We start from the raw sequence: 15985 nt of genomic DNA on the forward strand, positions 1-15985 counted from the left end.
CTCGTCCGCGAACCGGGCGGGACCCGCGCCGGCCCGTCAGCCCACGCGGCGGTGCCGGCGCACGCTCTCCTCGACCAGGTCCAGCACGGGTTCGAGGTCGTCCGCGGGCAGACCCATGGCGAGGTGGGACACCAGGCCCTCCAGCACCAGCTCCAGGAACGACGTCAGCACGTCGACGTCCACGTCGTCACGCAGGTTCCCGGCCTCCCGCTGGCGCTCCAACCGTTGCCGCGTCGCGTCGGTGAGCTGCCGCGACCGCTCCGCCCACCGGGCCCGGAACTCCGGGTCGGTGCGCAGCCTGCGCGACACCTCCAGCCGGGTGCCGAGCCAGTCCGCCGGGTGTTCCGCGTCGCTCGGCCCCGGCTCGGCGAGCAGGTCGCGCATCACCTGGACGAGACCCTGCTCGGCGACGACCTCGGCCATCCGCAGCGCGTCGTCCTCCGCGAGGGCGAGGAACAGCGACTCCTTGTCCCGGAAGTGGTGGAAGATCGCGCCCCTGGACAGGCCGGTAGCCTCTTCCAGGCGGCGGACGGTCGCGCCTTCGTAGCCGAAGCGCGCGAAACACGCGCGGGCGCCGTCGAGGATCTGGCGGCGACGGGCATCGAGGTGGTCCTGGCTCACCCTGGGCACCGGTCGATGTTGCCAGGGCCGCCAGGGGAAATCCAATCAGTACGTACGGCTTGCCTTGCTCCACTTTGGGGTGGTCTTACCGCCACCGGGTCGAAAGGGCTGGTCAACGTCACTACGGTGGCGCACCGTGACCGCAGGTGAGGACATCCGGCCGCCGCTCAGGCTGGTGCCGGGATTGGGCTGGTCGAGCGGACCGTCCACCGTGGACCGCACTCGGCGCGGACCGGACTTGATCGATCTGATCAGGCTGGTCGGCCGCCGTCCCGGCGATCCCGGCGAGGCCGCCGCCGAGTGCGACGTCGTGGTGTTCGAGACGCTGTGCGTCCCGGAGCCGCTGCGCACGCCGGCCTACGCGCTGGCGCTCGGTGACGACGGCGGCGACGCGTTCCCCCGCGGCGCGCGGTTCTTCCTGCACGAGGCCGCGCTGCACGCGCGCGTCGGCGACGAGTCGGTGATGGCGGACCAGTTGGACGCGCTCGCCGACCGGCGCGACGTGCCGGTCCGGCTGGTGCCGTTCACGGCCGGCCACACCGGGGTGCTGCGCTCGTCGTTCGCGCTGCCCACCGGTCGGCGGCAGGCGGACGTGCTGGAGCGGATCGCGTTGGACGTGGCGTCGTCCCGGGCGGAGTTCCGCCGGTGGGCCGCTCACTACCGGAGCCGGTAGGCGGTTCCACGACCGTGCGAGAGGCACTCATGGCACCCCACCCGTCGGCGCCACGCTCGTCAACCCCCGGTCGGCCGCGGCGGCGCGCGGTCGGCGCGGTGGCCGTCGTGACGGCGTGGTGCCTGCTCGTCGTCCCCGGCGCCGCGACCGGTGACCCGCACGCCGCCGGCCGGTCGGCCGAGGCGAGCGCGCCCGTCGACCGGGAGGCGCCCACCGCGCCGCGCGGCCTGCGCGCCACCGGCAAGTCCACCACCACCGTCTCGCTCGCCTGGGACGCGGCCGCCGACAACGTCGGCGTGGTCGGCTACGACGTCTACCAGCACGGCCAGCTCATGACGAGCGTGCCCGGCACGACGTTGACCGCCACCGTCACCGGCCTCACGCCCGACACCGAGTACGACTGGACGGTCCTCGCCCGCGACGCCACGCCCAACGTGTCGCCGGTGAGCGGCAACGTCGTCGTGCGCACCGACGCCGCGCCGCCGGACGCGCGGGCGCCCACCGCGCCCGCCAACCTCCGCGCCACCGGCCGCACGCCCACCAGCGTGTCCCTCGCCTGGGACGCGGCGACCGACGACGTCGGCGTGACCGGGTACGTCGTCCACCGCGACGGCGCGCCGGCGGGAACGGCCGACGGCACGTCCACCACCATCGGCGGCCTCACCGCGGGCAGGGCGTACCGGTTCACCGTGCGGGCGCGGGACGCGGCGGGCAACCTCTCGCCGTTCGGCGGCGAGATCACCGCCACGCCCGGCGGCAGGGCGGCGCCCGGCGTGCCGGAGCCCGGCGAGGTGACGACCATCCTCGCCGGCACGGACGTGCCGTGGGGAGTGGCGTTCCTGCCGGACGGCTCGGCCCTGGTGTCGGAGCGCGAGGAGTTCCGGCTCTACCGGCTCACGCCGAGCGGCACGCGCGTCGACCTCGGCCGGGTGCCGGGCGCGCAGAACACCGGCGGCGAGGGCGGGGTGCTCGGCGTCGTGGTCTCGCCGACGTTCGCCGCGGACGGGCACGTGTTCGTCCACCACACGGCCGCCGGCGGCAACCAGGTCGTGCGGGCCAGGCTGGTCGGCGACGTGCTCTCCGAGTGGACCACGATCCTCTCCGGCATCCCCAAGAACCGGTACCGCAACGGCGGGCGGCTGCGGTTCAGCCCCGACGGCCGGCACCTGTTCGTCGCGACCGGTGACGCGCAGAACGGCGCGGCCGCGCTGGACCTCGACAGCACCGCCGGGAAGATCCTGCGCATCCACCCCGACGGCTCGATCCCGGCGGACAACCCGTTCCCCGGCAAGGCGATCTGGAGCTACGGGCACCGCAACGTCCAAGGGCTGGCCTTCGACTCGCGGGGCAGGCTGTGGGCGACCGAGTTCGGCAACAAGAAGTACGACGAGGTGAACCTGGTCGAGCGCGGCGGCAACCACGGCTGGCCCGGCTGCGAGGGGCGGGCCGGGTCGTGCGACGGCACCGTGCCGCCGAAGGTCACGTGGCGCCCGTCGGCCGCCTCGCCCAGCGGGCTGGCGATCGTGGACGACCACGTGTTCGTGGCGACCACCGCGGGCCAGCGGCTCTACCGGCTGCGCATCGACGGCGCGTCGAACCTGGTGGAGCAGGAGGTCTACTTCCAAGGCGCCTACGGGCGGTTGCGGACGGTCGAGGTGGACCCCGAGGGCGACCTGTGGCTGACGTCGTCGTCGGACCGGGACGGCACCCCGGGCAACGACCGCGTGCTGCACGTCGACGTCGTGCACCCGTGAGTCACGCGGGCGTCGCGCGGTGTTCACGCGGGCGCGCCCGGAACGTCCACCCGGACCTGGTGGGGTGCGACCGGAGGAGGGAAGGCCTCCGGTCGGCCTCGTCCGTCCGGCGGGCGCCGCTGGTGCGGACCGACGACATGTCGTTGATCCGCAAGGGTTTCGGGTAGCTGCGAGTGTCGGTGCCCCCGTGTAGCGTCGAACGAGCCTGAATGATCACGGGGAGTGCGCCAAGTGACTGCTGTCCGTAATACCCCGGCTCCGGGGCCGACCCCGGCGGTGTTCCGGGATCGAGCGGAGGCCGAGGCCTACGTCGCCTCGGTCTGCTTCAAGCACGGACCTCCGAGACTGCTCGGAGTCGAACTCGAATGGACCGTCCACCACGTCGAAGATCCGTCAAGACCGCTCGACGCGCGGACCCTCGCGTCCGCGCTCGGCAAGCACGCACCGCCGACCCTCGTCCCCGACAGCCCGCAGCGCCCACTGCCGTCCGGCACGCCGCTGACCGTGGAACCGGGTGGCCAGGTCGAGATCTCCACCCCGCCGCGGGAATCCCTGACCGAGCTGATCAAGACCGTCGCGGCCGACATCGACCACCTCCGGGGCCTGCTCGAACCGGCTCGGTTACGGCTCGGCCAGCACGGCGCCGACCCGTTCCGGCCGCCCCGCCGGATGCTCCAGGTCCCCCGCTACGCGGCCATGGAACACGCCTTCGCCCCGCTCGGGCCGGAGGGCATCACGATGATGTGCAGCACCGCGGGCCTCCAGGTCTGCCTCGACTTCGGCCTCGCCCACGACCTGCCCAAGCGCTGGGCGGCGGTGCACGCGCTCGGCCCCGTGCTCAACGCCCTGTTCGCCAACTCGCCCGGCGTCAACGGCCGGCGCACCGACTGGGCCAGCGCCCGGATGCGGTCCCTCTACGCCACCGACCCGGTGCGCACCCGTCCGGCGGCGGTGTGCGCCGACCCGGCCGCCGCGTGGGCTAGGCGCGTGCTCGACGCCCCGGTCATCGCGGTGCGCCGGCCGGGGTCGAACTGGCTGCCGCCGCACCGGCTCACGTTCGCCGACTGGGTCGCGGGCGGCCTGGACCGGCCCGCCACCAGCGACGACCTCGACTACCACATGACGCTGCAGTTCCCGCCCGTGCGCCCGCGCGGGTACGTCGAGGTGCGCTACCTCGACACACCGCCGCACGGCCGGTGGCTGCCGCCGGTGGTGCTGATGGCCGCGCTGTTCGGCCGGCCCGACACGGTGGACGCGGTGCTCGCGGCCACCGAGACGGCCGCGAACCGCTGGCTCTCCGCCGCGCGCTACGGCCTCGACGACCCGGTGCTCGCCCGCGCGGCGCGCGACGTGGTCGAGCTGGGCTGCGCCGCGCTGCCGGACACCGACCTGTCGGTCGGCCAGATCGACGCGATCTCCGAAGAACTGCACCGCACGCTCGCTGAGAAGACCGGAGGGGGCCGTTCATGACCAGCACCGACCAGTCCCACGTCGAAGCCCTGCGCGACCGGGTCGCCGCCCAGCTCGCCCGCGCCCGCGACCGCAGCAGGCTGCTCACGGACGCGGTGGACGACCACGACCTCGTCCGCCAGCACTCCAAGCTGATGTCACCGCTGGTGTGGGACCTCGCGCACATCGGCAACCAGGAAGAGCTGTGGCTCGTCCGCGACGTGGGCGGCCGCGAGCCGGTCCGCGCCGACATCGACGAGCTGTACGACGCGTTCAAGCACTCCCGCTCGGTCCGCCCCGAGCTGCCGCTGCTCGGCCCGGCCGAGGCCCGCAGGTACGTCGGCGAGGTGCGGGACAAGGTGTTCGACGTGCTGGAGAAGACCCCGCTGGAAGGCCACCGGCTGGTCGACGGCGGGTTCGCGTTCGGCATGATCGTGCAGCACGAGCAGCAGCACGACGAGACCATGCTGGCCACGCACCAGCTCCGCGTCGGCGACCCGGTGCTGGACGCGCCACCCCCGCCGCGCGGCGGACCGGTCGGCCCGGCCGAGGTGCTGGTGCCCGGCGGCCCGTTCACCATGGGCACGTCCACCGAGGCGTGGGCGCTGGACAACGAGCGGCCCGCGCACCAGGTCGTCACCGAGCCGTACTTCATCGACACCACGCCGGTGACGAACGGCGCGTACGCGGAGTTCATCGCCGACGGCGGCTACACGGACCCGCGCTGGTGGAGCGAGGCCGGCTGGGCGCACGTGCGCAAGGCGTCGCTCGTCGCGCCGCGGTTCTGGGAGCGCGTCGGAGACCGGTGGTACCGCACCGCGTTCGGTCGCACGGAGCCGGTCGACCCGGACCAGCCGGTGGTGCACGTCTGCTACTTCGAGGCCGAGGCGTACGCGAAGTGGGCGGGCAAGCGGCTGCCCACCGAGGTCGAGTGGGAGAAGGCGGCGCGGTTCGACCCGGCGACCGGCCGGTCCCGCCGCTACCCGTGGGGCGACGAGGAGCCCACGGCGGAGCACGCGAACCTCGACCAGCGGCACCTGTCGCCCGCGCCGGTCGGCGCGTACCCGGCGGGCGCGTCGGCCCTCGGGGTGCACCAGCTGATCGGCGACGTGTGGGAGTGGACCAGCTCGGACTTCCACGGCTACACCGGGTTCGAGGTGTTCCCGTACGCGGAGTACTCGCAGGTCTTCTTCGGCCCGGACTACAAGGTGCTGCGCGGCGGGTCGTTCGGCAGCGACCAGTCCGCGGTGCGGGCCACGTTCCGCAACTGGGACTACCCGATCCGGCGGCAGATCTTCGCCGGGTTCCGCTGCGCGCGGGACGCGAGCCGGGACGAGCTGACCTGACGGTGTGCCGGCACCTGGCTTACCTGGGCCCCGCCGTGCCCGTCGCCGCGCTGGTGCTCGACCCGCCGCACTCGCTGGTGCGGCAGTCGTACGCGCCGAAGGACATGCGCGGCGGCGGCACGGTCAACGTGGACGGCTACGGCGTGGGCTGGTACCCCGCGCCGGGCGGCCCGGCGGTGCGCTACCGCCGGGCGGGCACCATCTGGTCGGACGAGAACCTGCTCGCGCTGTGCCGCGTGACGGTGTCCGGCGCGGTGCTGGCCGCGGTCCGGTCGGCGACGGTGGGCATGCCGGTGGCGGACACCGCCTGCGCGCCGTTCACCGACGGGCGGTGGCTGTTCAGCCACAACGGCCGCGTCGCCGACTGGCCGGAGTCGGTGGTGGACGTGGCCAAGACGTTGCCGGTGGCCGCGTTGCTGACGCTGGACGCACCGACCGACGCGGCGCTGCTGTGGGCGCTGGTGCGGTCGCGGCTCGCGGCGGGTGCGGCGCCGGCCACCGCGCTCGCGTCGGTGGTGTCCGAGGTGGCCGCCACCGCACCGGGTTCGCGGCTGAACCTGTTGCTCACCGACGGAACCGTGCTCGTCGGCACGACGTGGACCCACTCGCTGTGGGTGCGCGCGGGCGACGGCGCGGTGACGTTGGCCTCCGAGCCGCTGGACGACGACCCGCGCTGGCGGGAGGTGCCCGACGGGCACGTCGTCACGGCAGATGTGTCCACTGTGGACGTTCAACCGATTGGACGAGGATGACCGAGCCTGTGCTGGACGTGCACCTGACCCCCGAGGACGCGGCGGTCGCGTTGCGCGCCGAGGCGAGGGCGGGGCTGACCGCGCGGTCGAAGTGGGTGTCGCCGAAGTGGTTCTACGACGCGGTCGGCAGCGACCTGTTCGAGGAGATCACCCGGCTGCCCGAGTACTACCCGACCCGCGCCGAGCGGGAGATCCTGGTGGCGCGGGCCGCGGAGATCGCCGCGCTGACCGACGCGCACGCCTTGGTGGAGCTGGGTTCCGGCTCGTCGGAGAAGACCCGGCTCCTGCTCACGGCGCTGCGCGAGCACGGCACGTTGGAGGAGTTCGTGCCGCTGGACGTCTCGCCGTCGGCGTTGACCGAGGCGGCGAAGGCGATCCTGGCCGACTACCCGGGTCTGCGGGTGCACGGCGTGGTCGGCGACTTCACCGAGCACCTCGGGCTGCTGCCGGGCGCGTCGCCGCGGCTGGTGGCGTTCCTGGGCGGCACGATCGGCAACCTCATCCCCGAGGAGCGGGACAAGTTCTTCGCGTCGGTGCGCGAGGTGCTGGACGCGGGGGAGTGGCTGCTGCTCGGCACGGACCTGGTGAAGGACCCGGACGTGCTGGTCCGCGCGTACGACGACGCGCAGGGCGTCACGGCCGAGTTCAACCGGAACGTGCTGCGGGTGCTCAACCGGGAGCTGGACGCCGACTTCGACCCGGAGGACTTCGCGCACGTCGCGCTGTGGAACGCCGAGGAGGAGTGGATCGAGATGCGGTTGCGGGCGGTGCGGCCGGTGAAGGCGCACGTGTCCGCGTTGGGCCTGGACGTCGAGTTCGCGGAGGGCGAGGAGCTGCGGACCGAGGTGTCGGCGAAGTTCCGGCGCGAGGGCGTGGCCCGCGAGCTGGGCGCGGCGGGCTTCGAGCTGCGCCACTGGTGGACCGACCCGGCGGGCCGGTTCGCGCTGAGCCTGGCGCGCGCCGTCGGCTGACCCCGGCTAGAGCCCGAGGGCTCTGATCCTGGTCGGGTGCGAGAGCACGTCGGTGCTGTCGACGTACTGGTCGACAGCACCGACGAGCGGCAGCGCGGCCACCTCCGGGTCCGTGATCGCGGCACGCAGGGCGGCGGTGAACCGTTCGGCGCGCAGCACCCGGAACGGCCGGGAGTGGTACGGCCGGGTGGTCGGGTCCACCGGTTCGGCCAGGCCCAGCTCGTTGCACCGGGCCGCCAAGTGCTCGTACGCCGTGGCCAGGCGCGCCTCGCGCTCGTGCCAGTCGGTGGCCGCGAGCGCCGCCCGCAGCACGGGCGCCAGGTCGGTGTACCGGGCGAACGCCGAGCCGAGCCACTTGCCGTACGGCGGGTAGCGGCGGTCGACGAGCAGGCGCAGCCGCATCAGGTCGCGGGTCAGGCGGGCCGCGACGACGGCCGACCCCAGCTCGTCGCCGACCTCGCCGCAGCGGCCGACGAACGCCTCCTCCTGCGAGATCCGCCACCACTGGCACGCCAGGACGTGCCGCCACACGTCGTCGGGGTACCAGCTCAGCGCCTCGCGTGCGGCGGTCAGCACGCCCAGCCCGTCGTGGAACACCGCGCCCGCCGTCGTCTCCGCCAGCCGCTGGGTGGGCGCGGCCAGCCAGTCATGCACGGTGACCCCGGCCCGCGGGTCGAAGCCCAGTTCCCGGTCGAACCACGTGCCCGCGTCCGTGACGTCCACGCGGTGGTCCACCGGCCCGTCGGTCGGGGTCATCCGCGCGCTGGCGCGGTCGCCGTCGCCGCCGGCGAAGTGCGTGGGGTAGCCGAGGAACGCCTTGGGCAGGTGCTCGGCGAGCGCGGTGCGGATGTCGTCGGCGCGGGTGTCGTCCGGGTCCAGGAACAGCTGGAGGCGTGGACCCCACTCGTGGTCGGCGGACCGCTCGGTGTCGAAGCCCAGCACCTCGGAGCCGGGGCCGATCCGGGCGGCGCTGTGCGGCACCTCGCCGAAGTGCCGCCTGACCAGCGGTTCGACCGCCTCCCGGTAGAAGCGCTCGGACAGGACGAGGCCGGGCACGAACCGTTCGCCGGTCACGGGTCCTCCGTTCCGCGGGTGTCGCCGTACACGACGAGTGGGCCGCGCGCGGTCGTGGCGGAGGCGACGGCCGCGCCCGCCAGGACCAGCGACCCGGTGGGGATCTCGGGGAACCACGGCGCCGACCGCGTCTCGACGGCCCACGAGCCGGCGAGGTAGGCGGCGGCCGTGAGGAGCACGACGGCGTTGCGGCGCCGCCACGCCCACACGGCGAGACCCGCCGCCACCAGCACCGCGAACGCCACCTCGTCGTAGTCCACGTGATCGTAGGAGATCGCGAGGGCGGACTCGAACGCCGTGCTGTACGTGAAGCCGCTCTCCGGCGGGTCGAGCGCGAGCCACCAGCCGTCGAAGGCGTCGACCGACCACAGCCCGACGCCGACGAGCAGCAACGGGTACCAGGCACCGGGACGGCGGGCGTGCAGGTCGTAACCGGCGAGCACCAGCGCCGCCAGGCACAGCACCACCGCCATCGGTTCCCACAGCGCGCCGGCGAAGCCGACCACCGCCAGGACGTGCCAGGGCCGCACGTGGTGGGCGTGCGCGTGGGCGACGACTGCGCCGGCGGCGAGCGCGAACTCCGGCTGACCGGGTGCGGGCAGCGGCGTGCCGCTCTGGATGAGGGCCGTCCACTGCTCCTCGGACAGGAGTTCCACGCCAGGCGCCGGGGGAACGGGTTCGTGGAGGTACCAGAGCGCGGCCAGGTAGGCGAGCGCCGAGCCGCCGAGGAGGACGCCGCGCACCCGCCACGCCCAGAACAGCAGGCCGATCGCGACCACCGTCCCGGCCGACAACCTGATCGCCTCGACCACGAACCCACCCCCGGCGGGCCACCCTAGCGACCCGGCGGGAACGCCTCGCCGACCGTCCGGGACGTGGACGTGGAGGTCGCCGTGGCCGCGGCCGTGCACGTGGCGAACGCGACGGCCGCACCCGCCAGGACCACGAACTGCGTCGGCGGCTCCGACAGCGTCACGACCAGCGGAGCGATCCACGCCTCGCGGTCGGTGGCCACGTAGGCCGCTCCGAAGTAGCCGGCGGCGGTGAGGAGCACGATCGGGCTCTTGCGCCGCCACGCCCACACGGCGAGCCCGACCGCGACCACGACCGCGAGGAACAGCTCGTCGTAGTCCCGCACCGAGTCCGCGGCGGTGCTCACCGCGTGGAGCGCCCCGGTCGTGTTCCGCCCGCCGGGCGCGTTCGCGATCCCCGGATCGGACACCGGCTCCGGGAGCAACCGGTCCACGACCGGCCACACCACCAACCCGACGCCGACCACCAGCAGCGGGTACCAGGCGCCGGGACGGCGGGCGTTCAGGTCGTGGGTGGCTGCCACCACGGCCACGACGAGCAGCGCCACCGCGCCCCCGTGCGCCAACGAGCCGAGCAACCCGGCGATGGCCAGGACGTGCCAGGGCCGCACGCGGTCCGTCCGGGCGTAGGCGAACACGGCCCCCGCCACCACGACCAGTTCCGGGTACGGCGGGACGTGGAGCTGGAACGCCGGTCCCGGAGGCGGCGCGTAGGAGAGCACGCCGGTGGACGCGCCCTCCGGAACCGGGCGGAAGTGCCACAGCGCCGCCAGGTATCCCGCCGCCGTGGCGGCGACCGTGGCGCTGCGCGCCCGCCACGCCCAGACGCCCAGGCCGACGGCGACCGCCAGTCCGAGCAGGAACCGGCCGAGCTCGAACAGCGACGGGTCGATCCGGAGCACCCACCAGCCGACCGATCCGCTCGTCAACGCCAGTGCGAACGTCGTCGATCCCGTCACCAGCAACGGGAACCACGTGCCGGGCTTCGCTGCGTGCGCCTCGCGCGCCTTCAGCACCAGTCCCGCGATCACCAGCGACAGTCCGGTCTCGACCGGCGGTCCGTCCTCCCACAGCGCGAGGACGAGCCCGACTACCACAGGTAACGCCCACACGACCGGCGAGCTGAGAACCCACATGGGCGCGCTACCTCAGCGGCTCTCGGAGAGGCCGAACCACGTGTGCGCGCGACGCAGCCATCCCGGCGCCCACCAGTTGGCCGGACCGGCGAGCCGCATCAACGCGGGCACCAGCACCGCCCGCACGAACGTCGCGTCCACGATGATCGCCACCGCCATGCCCGCGCCCAACATCTGCAGGTACATCACGCTGCCCGAGGCGTAGGCGGCGAACGACAGGGCCAGGATCGCCGCCGCGGCGGTGATGAGCGGCGCGCTGCGCTGGATGCCGGTGGCCACGGCGGCCCGCTCGTCACCGGTGCGCGCGTACTCCTCGGCTATGCGCGACACCATGAACACCTCGTAGTCCATGGACAGGCCGTAGGCGATGCAGAACATCAGGATCGGGATGCTCGGCTCCAGCGCGCCGGTCGGCGTGAAGTCCAGCACGTGCGACAGGTTCCCCTCCTGGAAGCCCCACACGACCACGCCGAACATCACCGCGAGGCTGAGCAGGTTCAGCGCGGTCGCCTTGAGCGGCAACAGGATGCTGCCGGTCATCAGGAACAGCAGGACGAACGTGACGGCCAGGACCAGGGCCACGACGAGCGGCACGCGGTCGGCGAGGGCGTCGCGGAAGTCGGCCAGTTCGGCCGGGTAGCCGCCGACCAGGTAGTCCGGCTGGAGCGCGCGGACCGTCGCCACCAACGCCGGCACGTCGCCCGCGAGAGCCTCCTGGGACGGGATCGCCGTCCACACCGTGCCGTGGTCGTTGCTGGCCACGTCCACCTGCACGATGCCGGGGACGTCCGCGAGCCGCGCGGTGTAGCCGTCGTCCCGGCCGCCCTCGGCGACGACCCGGATGGCGTCGGTCTGCTCCTGGCCGAACCCGGCGCGGATCTGGTCCTGCACCACCCGGCTGGACGCGTCGGCGGGGAGGATGCGGTCGTCGGGCAGGCCGAACCGCAGTCCCAGCACCGGCGCGGCGAGCAGGAGCAGCAACGCCAGCACCGCGCCGCCGACCAGGAGCGGCCGGTTCATCACCGCGTTCGCGGTCCGCGCCCAGAAACCGGTGGAGCGTTCGACGGCCGGGTGCGGCTTCAGGGACGCGAGGGCGGCGGGCAGGACGGTGAGCGCGCCGACCACGGCGAAGCCGACCACCAGCACGCCCGCGTAGGCGAAGGAACGCAGGAACGGGAAGGGGAACAGCAGCAGCATCGCCAGGGACGCGGCCACGGTGAGGCCGCTGAACAGGACCGTGCGCCCGGCCGTCGTGACCGCCCGTTCGACCGCTTCGGGCACGGTCGCGCCGCCCGCGAGCTCCTCGCGGTAGCGGGCGATGACGAACAGGCAGTAGTCCACGCCCAGCGCCAGGCCCATGACCAGCGTGATGTTCGCGGCGAACGTGGAGACCTCGGTCAGTCGGGTGAGGCCGCGCAGCGCGGCCAGCGTGCCGACCATCGCGAACAGGCCGACGCCGAGCGTCGTCAACGCCAGGGAAACCCGGCGGTACAACAGGATCAGCAGGAGCAGCACCACCGGCACGACGATGAGCTCGGCGCGCACGAAGTCCCGCGCGGCCTGGGCGCCGACCTGGCGGAACACCTCGTCCTGCCCGCCGACGCCGACGGTGATCACGTCGTCCGCGCGCGTGAACCGCTCGGACAGCCCGGCGATGGCGGCGCGCGCCTCGGTGGCCGAGCCGGGAACCCACGCCAGGACCAACGCCTGACCGCCGTCCTCGGACCGGAGGGCGGGGCTGCGACGGTCCCAGTAGGACTCGACCTGGCGCACGTCGGGCGCGAGTTCCGCGGCCAGCGCGCGGCCCCTCGCGGCCGTCGCCGGGTCGTCCACGTCGCCGCCCCGCGCGGTGACGAGCAACGTCAGGTTGGGGTTGCCGGTGTCGAAGTCCTCGGCCAGCACCTCGGCCGCGCGCAGCGACTCCGTGCCGGGCGCCTCGAAGCGGGACAGCGAGAGCGCCGACAGCGTGCCGCTGCCCACGACGGCCGCCGCCACCGCGACGATCGCGGCGGCGACCAGGACCAAGCGCCGCCGGCGCACGGCGAAACGCCCCAGCAGGTGCACGGGGTTCTCCTCGGATCGGTGGAGTAGAATGCGAGCGAGTGCTCGTGTTTTGAAAATACGAGTGATCACTCGTATTTGTCAACGGGTGAGAAGGTGGTGCGGTGGAGCCGAAGGTGGTGCGCCGGCAGGCGCGGGGCGAGCGGCGGATGGCCGAACTCCAGGACGCGGCGGCGGCGGTCTTCGCCGAGGTCGGCTACGAGGCCGCGACGACCAACGCCATCGCCGCGCGGGCGGGGGTGTCGCCGGGCACGCTGTACCAGTTCTACGGCAACAAGGAGGCCATCGCGCAGGCGTTGGCGGACCGGTACCTGGAGCAGCTCCGCACCGCGCACGGGGCGCTGACGCCGGAGCTGGCCCACCTGCCGCTGGACGAGCTGATCGACCGGATGGCCGGGTCGATGATCGCGGTCAACGTGGCCAACCCCGGCTTCAAGGCGTTGTTCGGCCGCGCGGACATGCCGGAACGCCTCGCCGCGCCGACGCGGGCCGTGCACGCCGCCGTGTTCGGCCGGATCGACGCCGTGTTCGCCGCCCGCCGGTCCGACCTGCCCGCCGCCGACCGGGCCAGGGCCGCCCAGGTCACCATGAGGCTGTTCGGCGGGCTGATCCCGATGATCGTGTCGGCCGACGAGGACGAGCGGCCGGCGTTGGCCGAGGAGCTGAAGAAGGTGCTGCGCGGCTACCTCGGCCCGATCCTGGGCTGAGCGCGAGCGTGAGGGGCGCCCCGATCGGGACGCCCCTCGACGTGTCGCGGGTGCTACTTCGGCGCCGGCGGGACCAGGCAGCTCACGGGAGCGGACTGGTTGCCCGACGCGTCGACGGCGTGGACGAGCGCGTCGCCGTTGAGGGTGATGCGCCAGTCGATGTCACCGACACCGGCCTTCTGGTTCGGCGTCGCGCCCGGCGCCTGCACCAGCTTGATCTTGGTGCCGGACGGGAACCCGCCGAACACCGCCGGGCTCGCCGAGTCCGAGACGAACAGCTGCGGGTTCGGGTCGACGGCGTCCGTCGCCGTCAGGACGAAGAACCCGTCCTCGTTGCCGGCCGGGGGCACGGTGCCGCCCGCCGGGTTGTTCGTGGGCGAGCACGTCACGGCCGGGGGAGTGGTGTCCACCCAGTCCTTCAGCACGTCGTCGCACAGCGAGTGGCCGGCCGCGTGGGTGAAGCAGCCGCGGATCGAGTCCGTTCCCAGGCCGCCGAGGCCTTGGGCAGCCGGGTACGTGAAGTCGGCCGTGCCCGCGCCGGAGGTGTTCGCGCCACCGGCGCCGGGGGCGTTCGGGCCCGCCAGGATCTCGAAGCCGACCGGGACGTTCGGCACCGGGTCGCCGAAGTCGTCGGTGACGGTGGCGGTCACGGTGTGCGTCTGGCCGGGCGTGCCCAGCTCGTTCACCTCGTGCTCGGGCTCCACGTCGATGGCCGCCGCGCAGCCGCGCACGTTCACCGTCGGGTTGGCGAACGTCACGACGTGGCCCTCGGCGTCGGTGTACGCCACGGTCGGGTTGACCGCCAGCGCACCGCCGCCGGCGGCCGGGAGGTGCGTGGCGGTGAACGTCAGGGTCACCGTCTCCGTGCCGAGCTTGTCGACGGTCCAGGTGAGCTGGTTGCCCGCCTGGGCGACCGCGCCCTTGGAGACCGCCGCGCCGCTGACGGAGAACTGCGGCGCCACCGTGTCGACCACGGTCACGTTCGTCGCCGCGGGCACCACGATGGCCGCGCCGATCGCCGCGAAGACCTCCTGCAGCTGCGCCGGGGTCGGTGCCTCGTAGTAGTGCGTGGCGTCGGGGTCCGTCGTCCAGTCCTTGATCTCGGTGGAGTCGACGGCGCCGAGGCCGATGCCGAAGATCACGGTGCCGGCCGCCCGGGCCGCCGCCGCGTCGTCGCTCGCGTCGCTGCCCACGGTCGTCACGCCGTCGGTCATGACGACCATCGTCTTGGAGTTGCCGGGCAGGGACCCGGCGAGCTGCGCCTGGCCGGTGGAGATGGCCTCGGAGTGGTTCGTGCCGCCGGACGCGCCGAGCGCGTCGATGGCGGCCTTGGCGGCGTTCGCGTCCGACGAGAGCGGCGCGTCGACCGTGGCGCCGTCGGCGAAGCTGACCACGCCGATCCGGCTGCCGTTGGCGATCACGCCGTCCAGCGAGCCGTCCGTGGCCTCGTCGATGATGTCGACGAACGCCTTCGCGGCCGTCTTCAGGTCGCCGACGGCGGACTGCATGCTGCCGGACCGGTCGAGCACCAGCTCGATGTCCACCGGGTTGCCGGAGATGCCCGTCTCGGCGTCGAGCGTCACGGTGACGGGCACCGAGCCGCCGCACGCGATGTCCGTCGCGCCGAGGGTCTTGCCCCCGGTGACCGTTCCGCCCGCCGCCGCCGCCACGCTGGTCGTGGCGAGTGGGGCGGCGAGTGCGGCCACCAGGATCGCGGTCACGCCGCAAGCGCGTCTTCGAGTGTTCTGTGGCATTCGGTATCGCACCTCCTCGTGCGTGCCGACGACACGTGGATTCCACCCTGGAATCACGTCGAAGTATTCCGGCGGGACCGGCCTGTCACTCCCCGAACAGGTGCGGACCAGCGTAGATCCGACCAGATGACCGTTCCGAGCGAGTCGGATTGCGTCGGCAGAGTGAGATTAGAACGCTCTGCGGCAAATGCCAATATGGTCACCCGGATGGCGTAGGGAATTCGACCGGTCGTTTTCGATCTGGATTCCGTTACAACGAATAGATGAATTGTGACGACAACGCGGCGCCGGAGTGGCTTTCGGTGACCGAGCGGAGTGGCTGGAATACTCGTCCCCCATGGCGCGGATCGAACTCGTCCTGGGCGACATCACCGAGCAGCACGTCGACGTCGTCGTGAACGCCGCGAACTCGTCCCTGCTCGGCGGGGGCGGTGTGGACGGCGCCATCCACCGCAAGGGCGGTCCGGACGTCCTCGCCGCGTGCCGCAAGCTCCGCGCCGGGCACTACGGGCGCGGCCTCGGCACCGGCCAGGCCGTGGCGACGACCGCGGGCCGGTTGCCCGCGACGTGGGTCGTGCACACCGTCGGCCCGGTGTGGTCGGCCGCCGAGGACCGCTCGGCGCTGCTCGCGGACTGCCACCGCAACTCGCTGCGCGTCGCCGCGGACCTCGGCGCCCGCACCGTCGCCTTCCCCGCGATCTCCACGGGCATCTACCGGTGGCCGGTCGAGTCGGCCGCGCGCGTCGCGCTCACCACCGTCGCGGCGACCGACCTCCCGGAGATCGCCACCGTGCGGTTCGTCCTCTTCGACCGCGCCACCTACGACGTGTTCGACGTCGTGGCGTCCGAGGTGGTCCCGTGACGGCGAAGGGGCC

Annotated in this window: 14 protein-coding genes; 8 read left to right on the forward strand and 6 right to left on the reverse strand. The window is 73.4% G+C overall.

What is annotated here, in order from left to right; translation table 11 throughout:
• Positions 1-36: 36 nt before the first annotated feature.
• Positions 37-630, reverse strand: coding sequence for a TetR/AcrR family transcriptional regulator (locus ACRAKH_RS14425; RefSeq protein WP_380730552.1), 594 nt, complete (start codon positions 628-630; stop codon positions 37-39).
• Positions 631-757: 127 nt separating this feature from the next.
• Here ACRAKH_RS14425 and ACRAKH_RS14430 point away from each other — a divergent pair, with 127 nt between their 5' ends.
• From ACRAKH_RS14430 to egtD, 6 genes are all read left to right on the forward strand, one after another.
• Positions 758-1294: a Scr1 family TA system antitoxin-like transcriptional regulator gene (locus ACRAKH_RS14430; protein WP_380730554.1), complete on the forward strand. Its 537-nt coding sequence runs from the start codon at positions 758-760 to the stop codon at positions 1292-1294.
• Positions 1295-1392: 98 nt separating this feature from the next.
• The gene (locus tag ACRAKH_RS14435; RefSeq protein ID WP_447009870.1) at positions 1393-3048 is read left to right on the forward strand and encodes a PQQ-dependent sugar dehydrogenase; all 1656 of its coding nucleotides are present in this window, start codon (positions 1393-1395) and stop codon (positions 3046-3048) included.
• A 276-nt stretch (positions 3049-3324) separates the two neighbouring features.
• Entirely contained in the window at positions 3325-4518 is a 1194-nt protein-coding gene (locus ACRAKH_RS14440; protein ID WP_380725043.1) for a glutamate-cysteine ligase family protein, read from the forward strand.
• Positions 4515-5843: an ergothioneine biosynthesis protein EgtB gene (gene egtB, locus ACRAKH_RS14445; RefSeq protein ID WP_380725044.1), complete on the forward strand. Its 1329-nt coding sequence runs from the start codon at positions 4515-4517 to the stop codon at positions 5841-5843. The genes ACRAKH_RS14440 and egtB overlap by 4 nt, the downstream gene beginning before the upstream one ends.
• Before the next feature lie 2 nt (positions 5844-5845).
• Positions 5846-6595 carry an ergothioneine biosynthesis protein EgtC gene (egtC, locus tag ACRAKH_RS14450; protein WP_380725045.1) on the forward strand — a complete coding sequence of 250 codons (750 nt, stop codon included), beginning with the start codon at positions 5846-5848 and terminating at the stop codon, positions 6593-6595.
• Positions 6592-7566 carry an L-histidine N(alpha)-methyltransferase gene (gene egtD, locus ACRAKH_RS14455; protein ID WP_380725046.1) on the forward strand — a complete coding sequence of 325 codons (975 nt, stop codon included), beginning with the start codon at positions 6592-6594 and terminating at the stop codon, positions 7564-7566. The genes egtC and egtD overlap by 4 nt, the downstream gene beginning before the upstream one ends.
• Positions 7567-7572: 6 nt before the next feature.
• Here egtD and ACRAKH_RS14460 read toward each other — a convergent pair whose 3' ends face one another.
• From ACRAKH_RS14460 to ACRAKH_RS14475, 4 genes are read right to left on the reverse strand one after another with little or no spacing between them, the layout of a single operon-like run.
• Positions 7573-8640 carry a DUF4037 domain-containing protein gene (locus ACRAKH_RS14460; protein WP_380725047.1) on the reverse strand — a complete coding sequence of 356 codons (1068 nt, stop codon included), beginning with the start codon at positions 8638-8640 and terminating at the stop codon, positions 7573-7575.
• Complete coding sequence (locus ACRAKH_RS14465) at positions 8637-9452, reverse strand: hypothetical protein (RefSeq protein WP_380725048.1); 816 nt, start codon at positions 9450-9452, stop codon at positions 8637-8639. The genes ACRAKH_RS14460 and ACRAKH_RS14465 overlap by 4 nt, the downstream gene beginning before the upstream one ends.
• 23 nt (positions 9453-9475) lie before the next feature.
• Positions 9476-10588 carry a hypothetical protein gene (locus ACRAKH_RS14470; RefSeq protein WP_380725049.1) on the reverse strand — a complete coding sequence of 371 codons (1113 nt, stop codon included), beginning with the start codon at positions 10586-10588 and terminating at the stop codon, positions 9476-9478.
• A gap of 12 nt (positions 10589-10600) precedes the next feature.
• A complete protein-coding gene (locus ACRAKH_RS14475; RefSeq protein ID WP_380725050.1) occupies positions 10601-12652 on the reverse strand; it encodes an MMPL family transporter in 2052 nt (683 codons plus the stop codon).
• A gap of 101 nt (positions 12653-12753) precedes the next feature.
• Between ACRAKH_RS14475 and ACRAKH_RS14480 the strand changes: the two genes are divergently transcribed.
• Positions 12754-13356 (forward strand): TetR/AcrR family transcriptional regulator, encoded by a 603-nt coding sequence (locus ACRAKH_RS14480; RefSeq protein WP_380725051.1) that lies wholly within the window; start codon positions 12754-12756, stop codon positions 13354-13356.
• Between the two features lie 53 nt (positions 13357-13409).
• Here ACRAKH_RS14480 and ACRAKH_RS14485 read toward each other — a convergent pair whose 3' ends face one another.
• Positions 13410-15077 (reverse strand): vWA domain-containing protein, encoded by a 1668-nt coding sequence (locus tag ACRAKH_RS14485; RefSeq protein ID WP_380725052.1) that lies wholly within the window; start codon positions 15075-15077, stop codon positions 13410-13412.
• A 370-nt stretch (positions 15078-15447) separates the two neighbouring features.
• Between ACRAKH_RS14485 and ACRAKH_RS14490 the strand changes: the two genes are divergently transcribed.
• Complete coding sequence (locus tag ACRAKH_RS14490; RefSeq protein WP_380725053.1) at positions 15448-15972, forward strand: O-acetyl-ADP-ribose deacetylase; 525 nt, start codon at positions 15448-15450, stop codon at positions 15970-15972.
• The last annotated feature ends 13 nt before the right edge of the window (positions 15973-15985 follow it).

The sequence above is a fragment of the Saccharothrix hoggarensis genome (assembly GCF_052936025.1).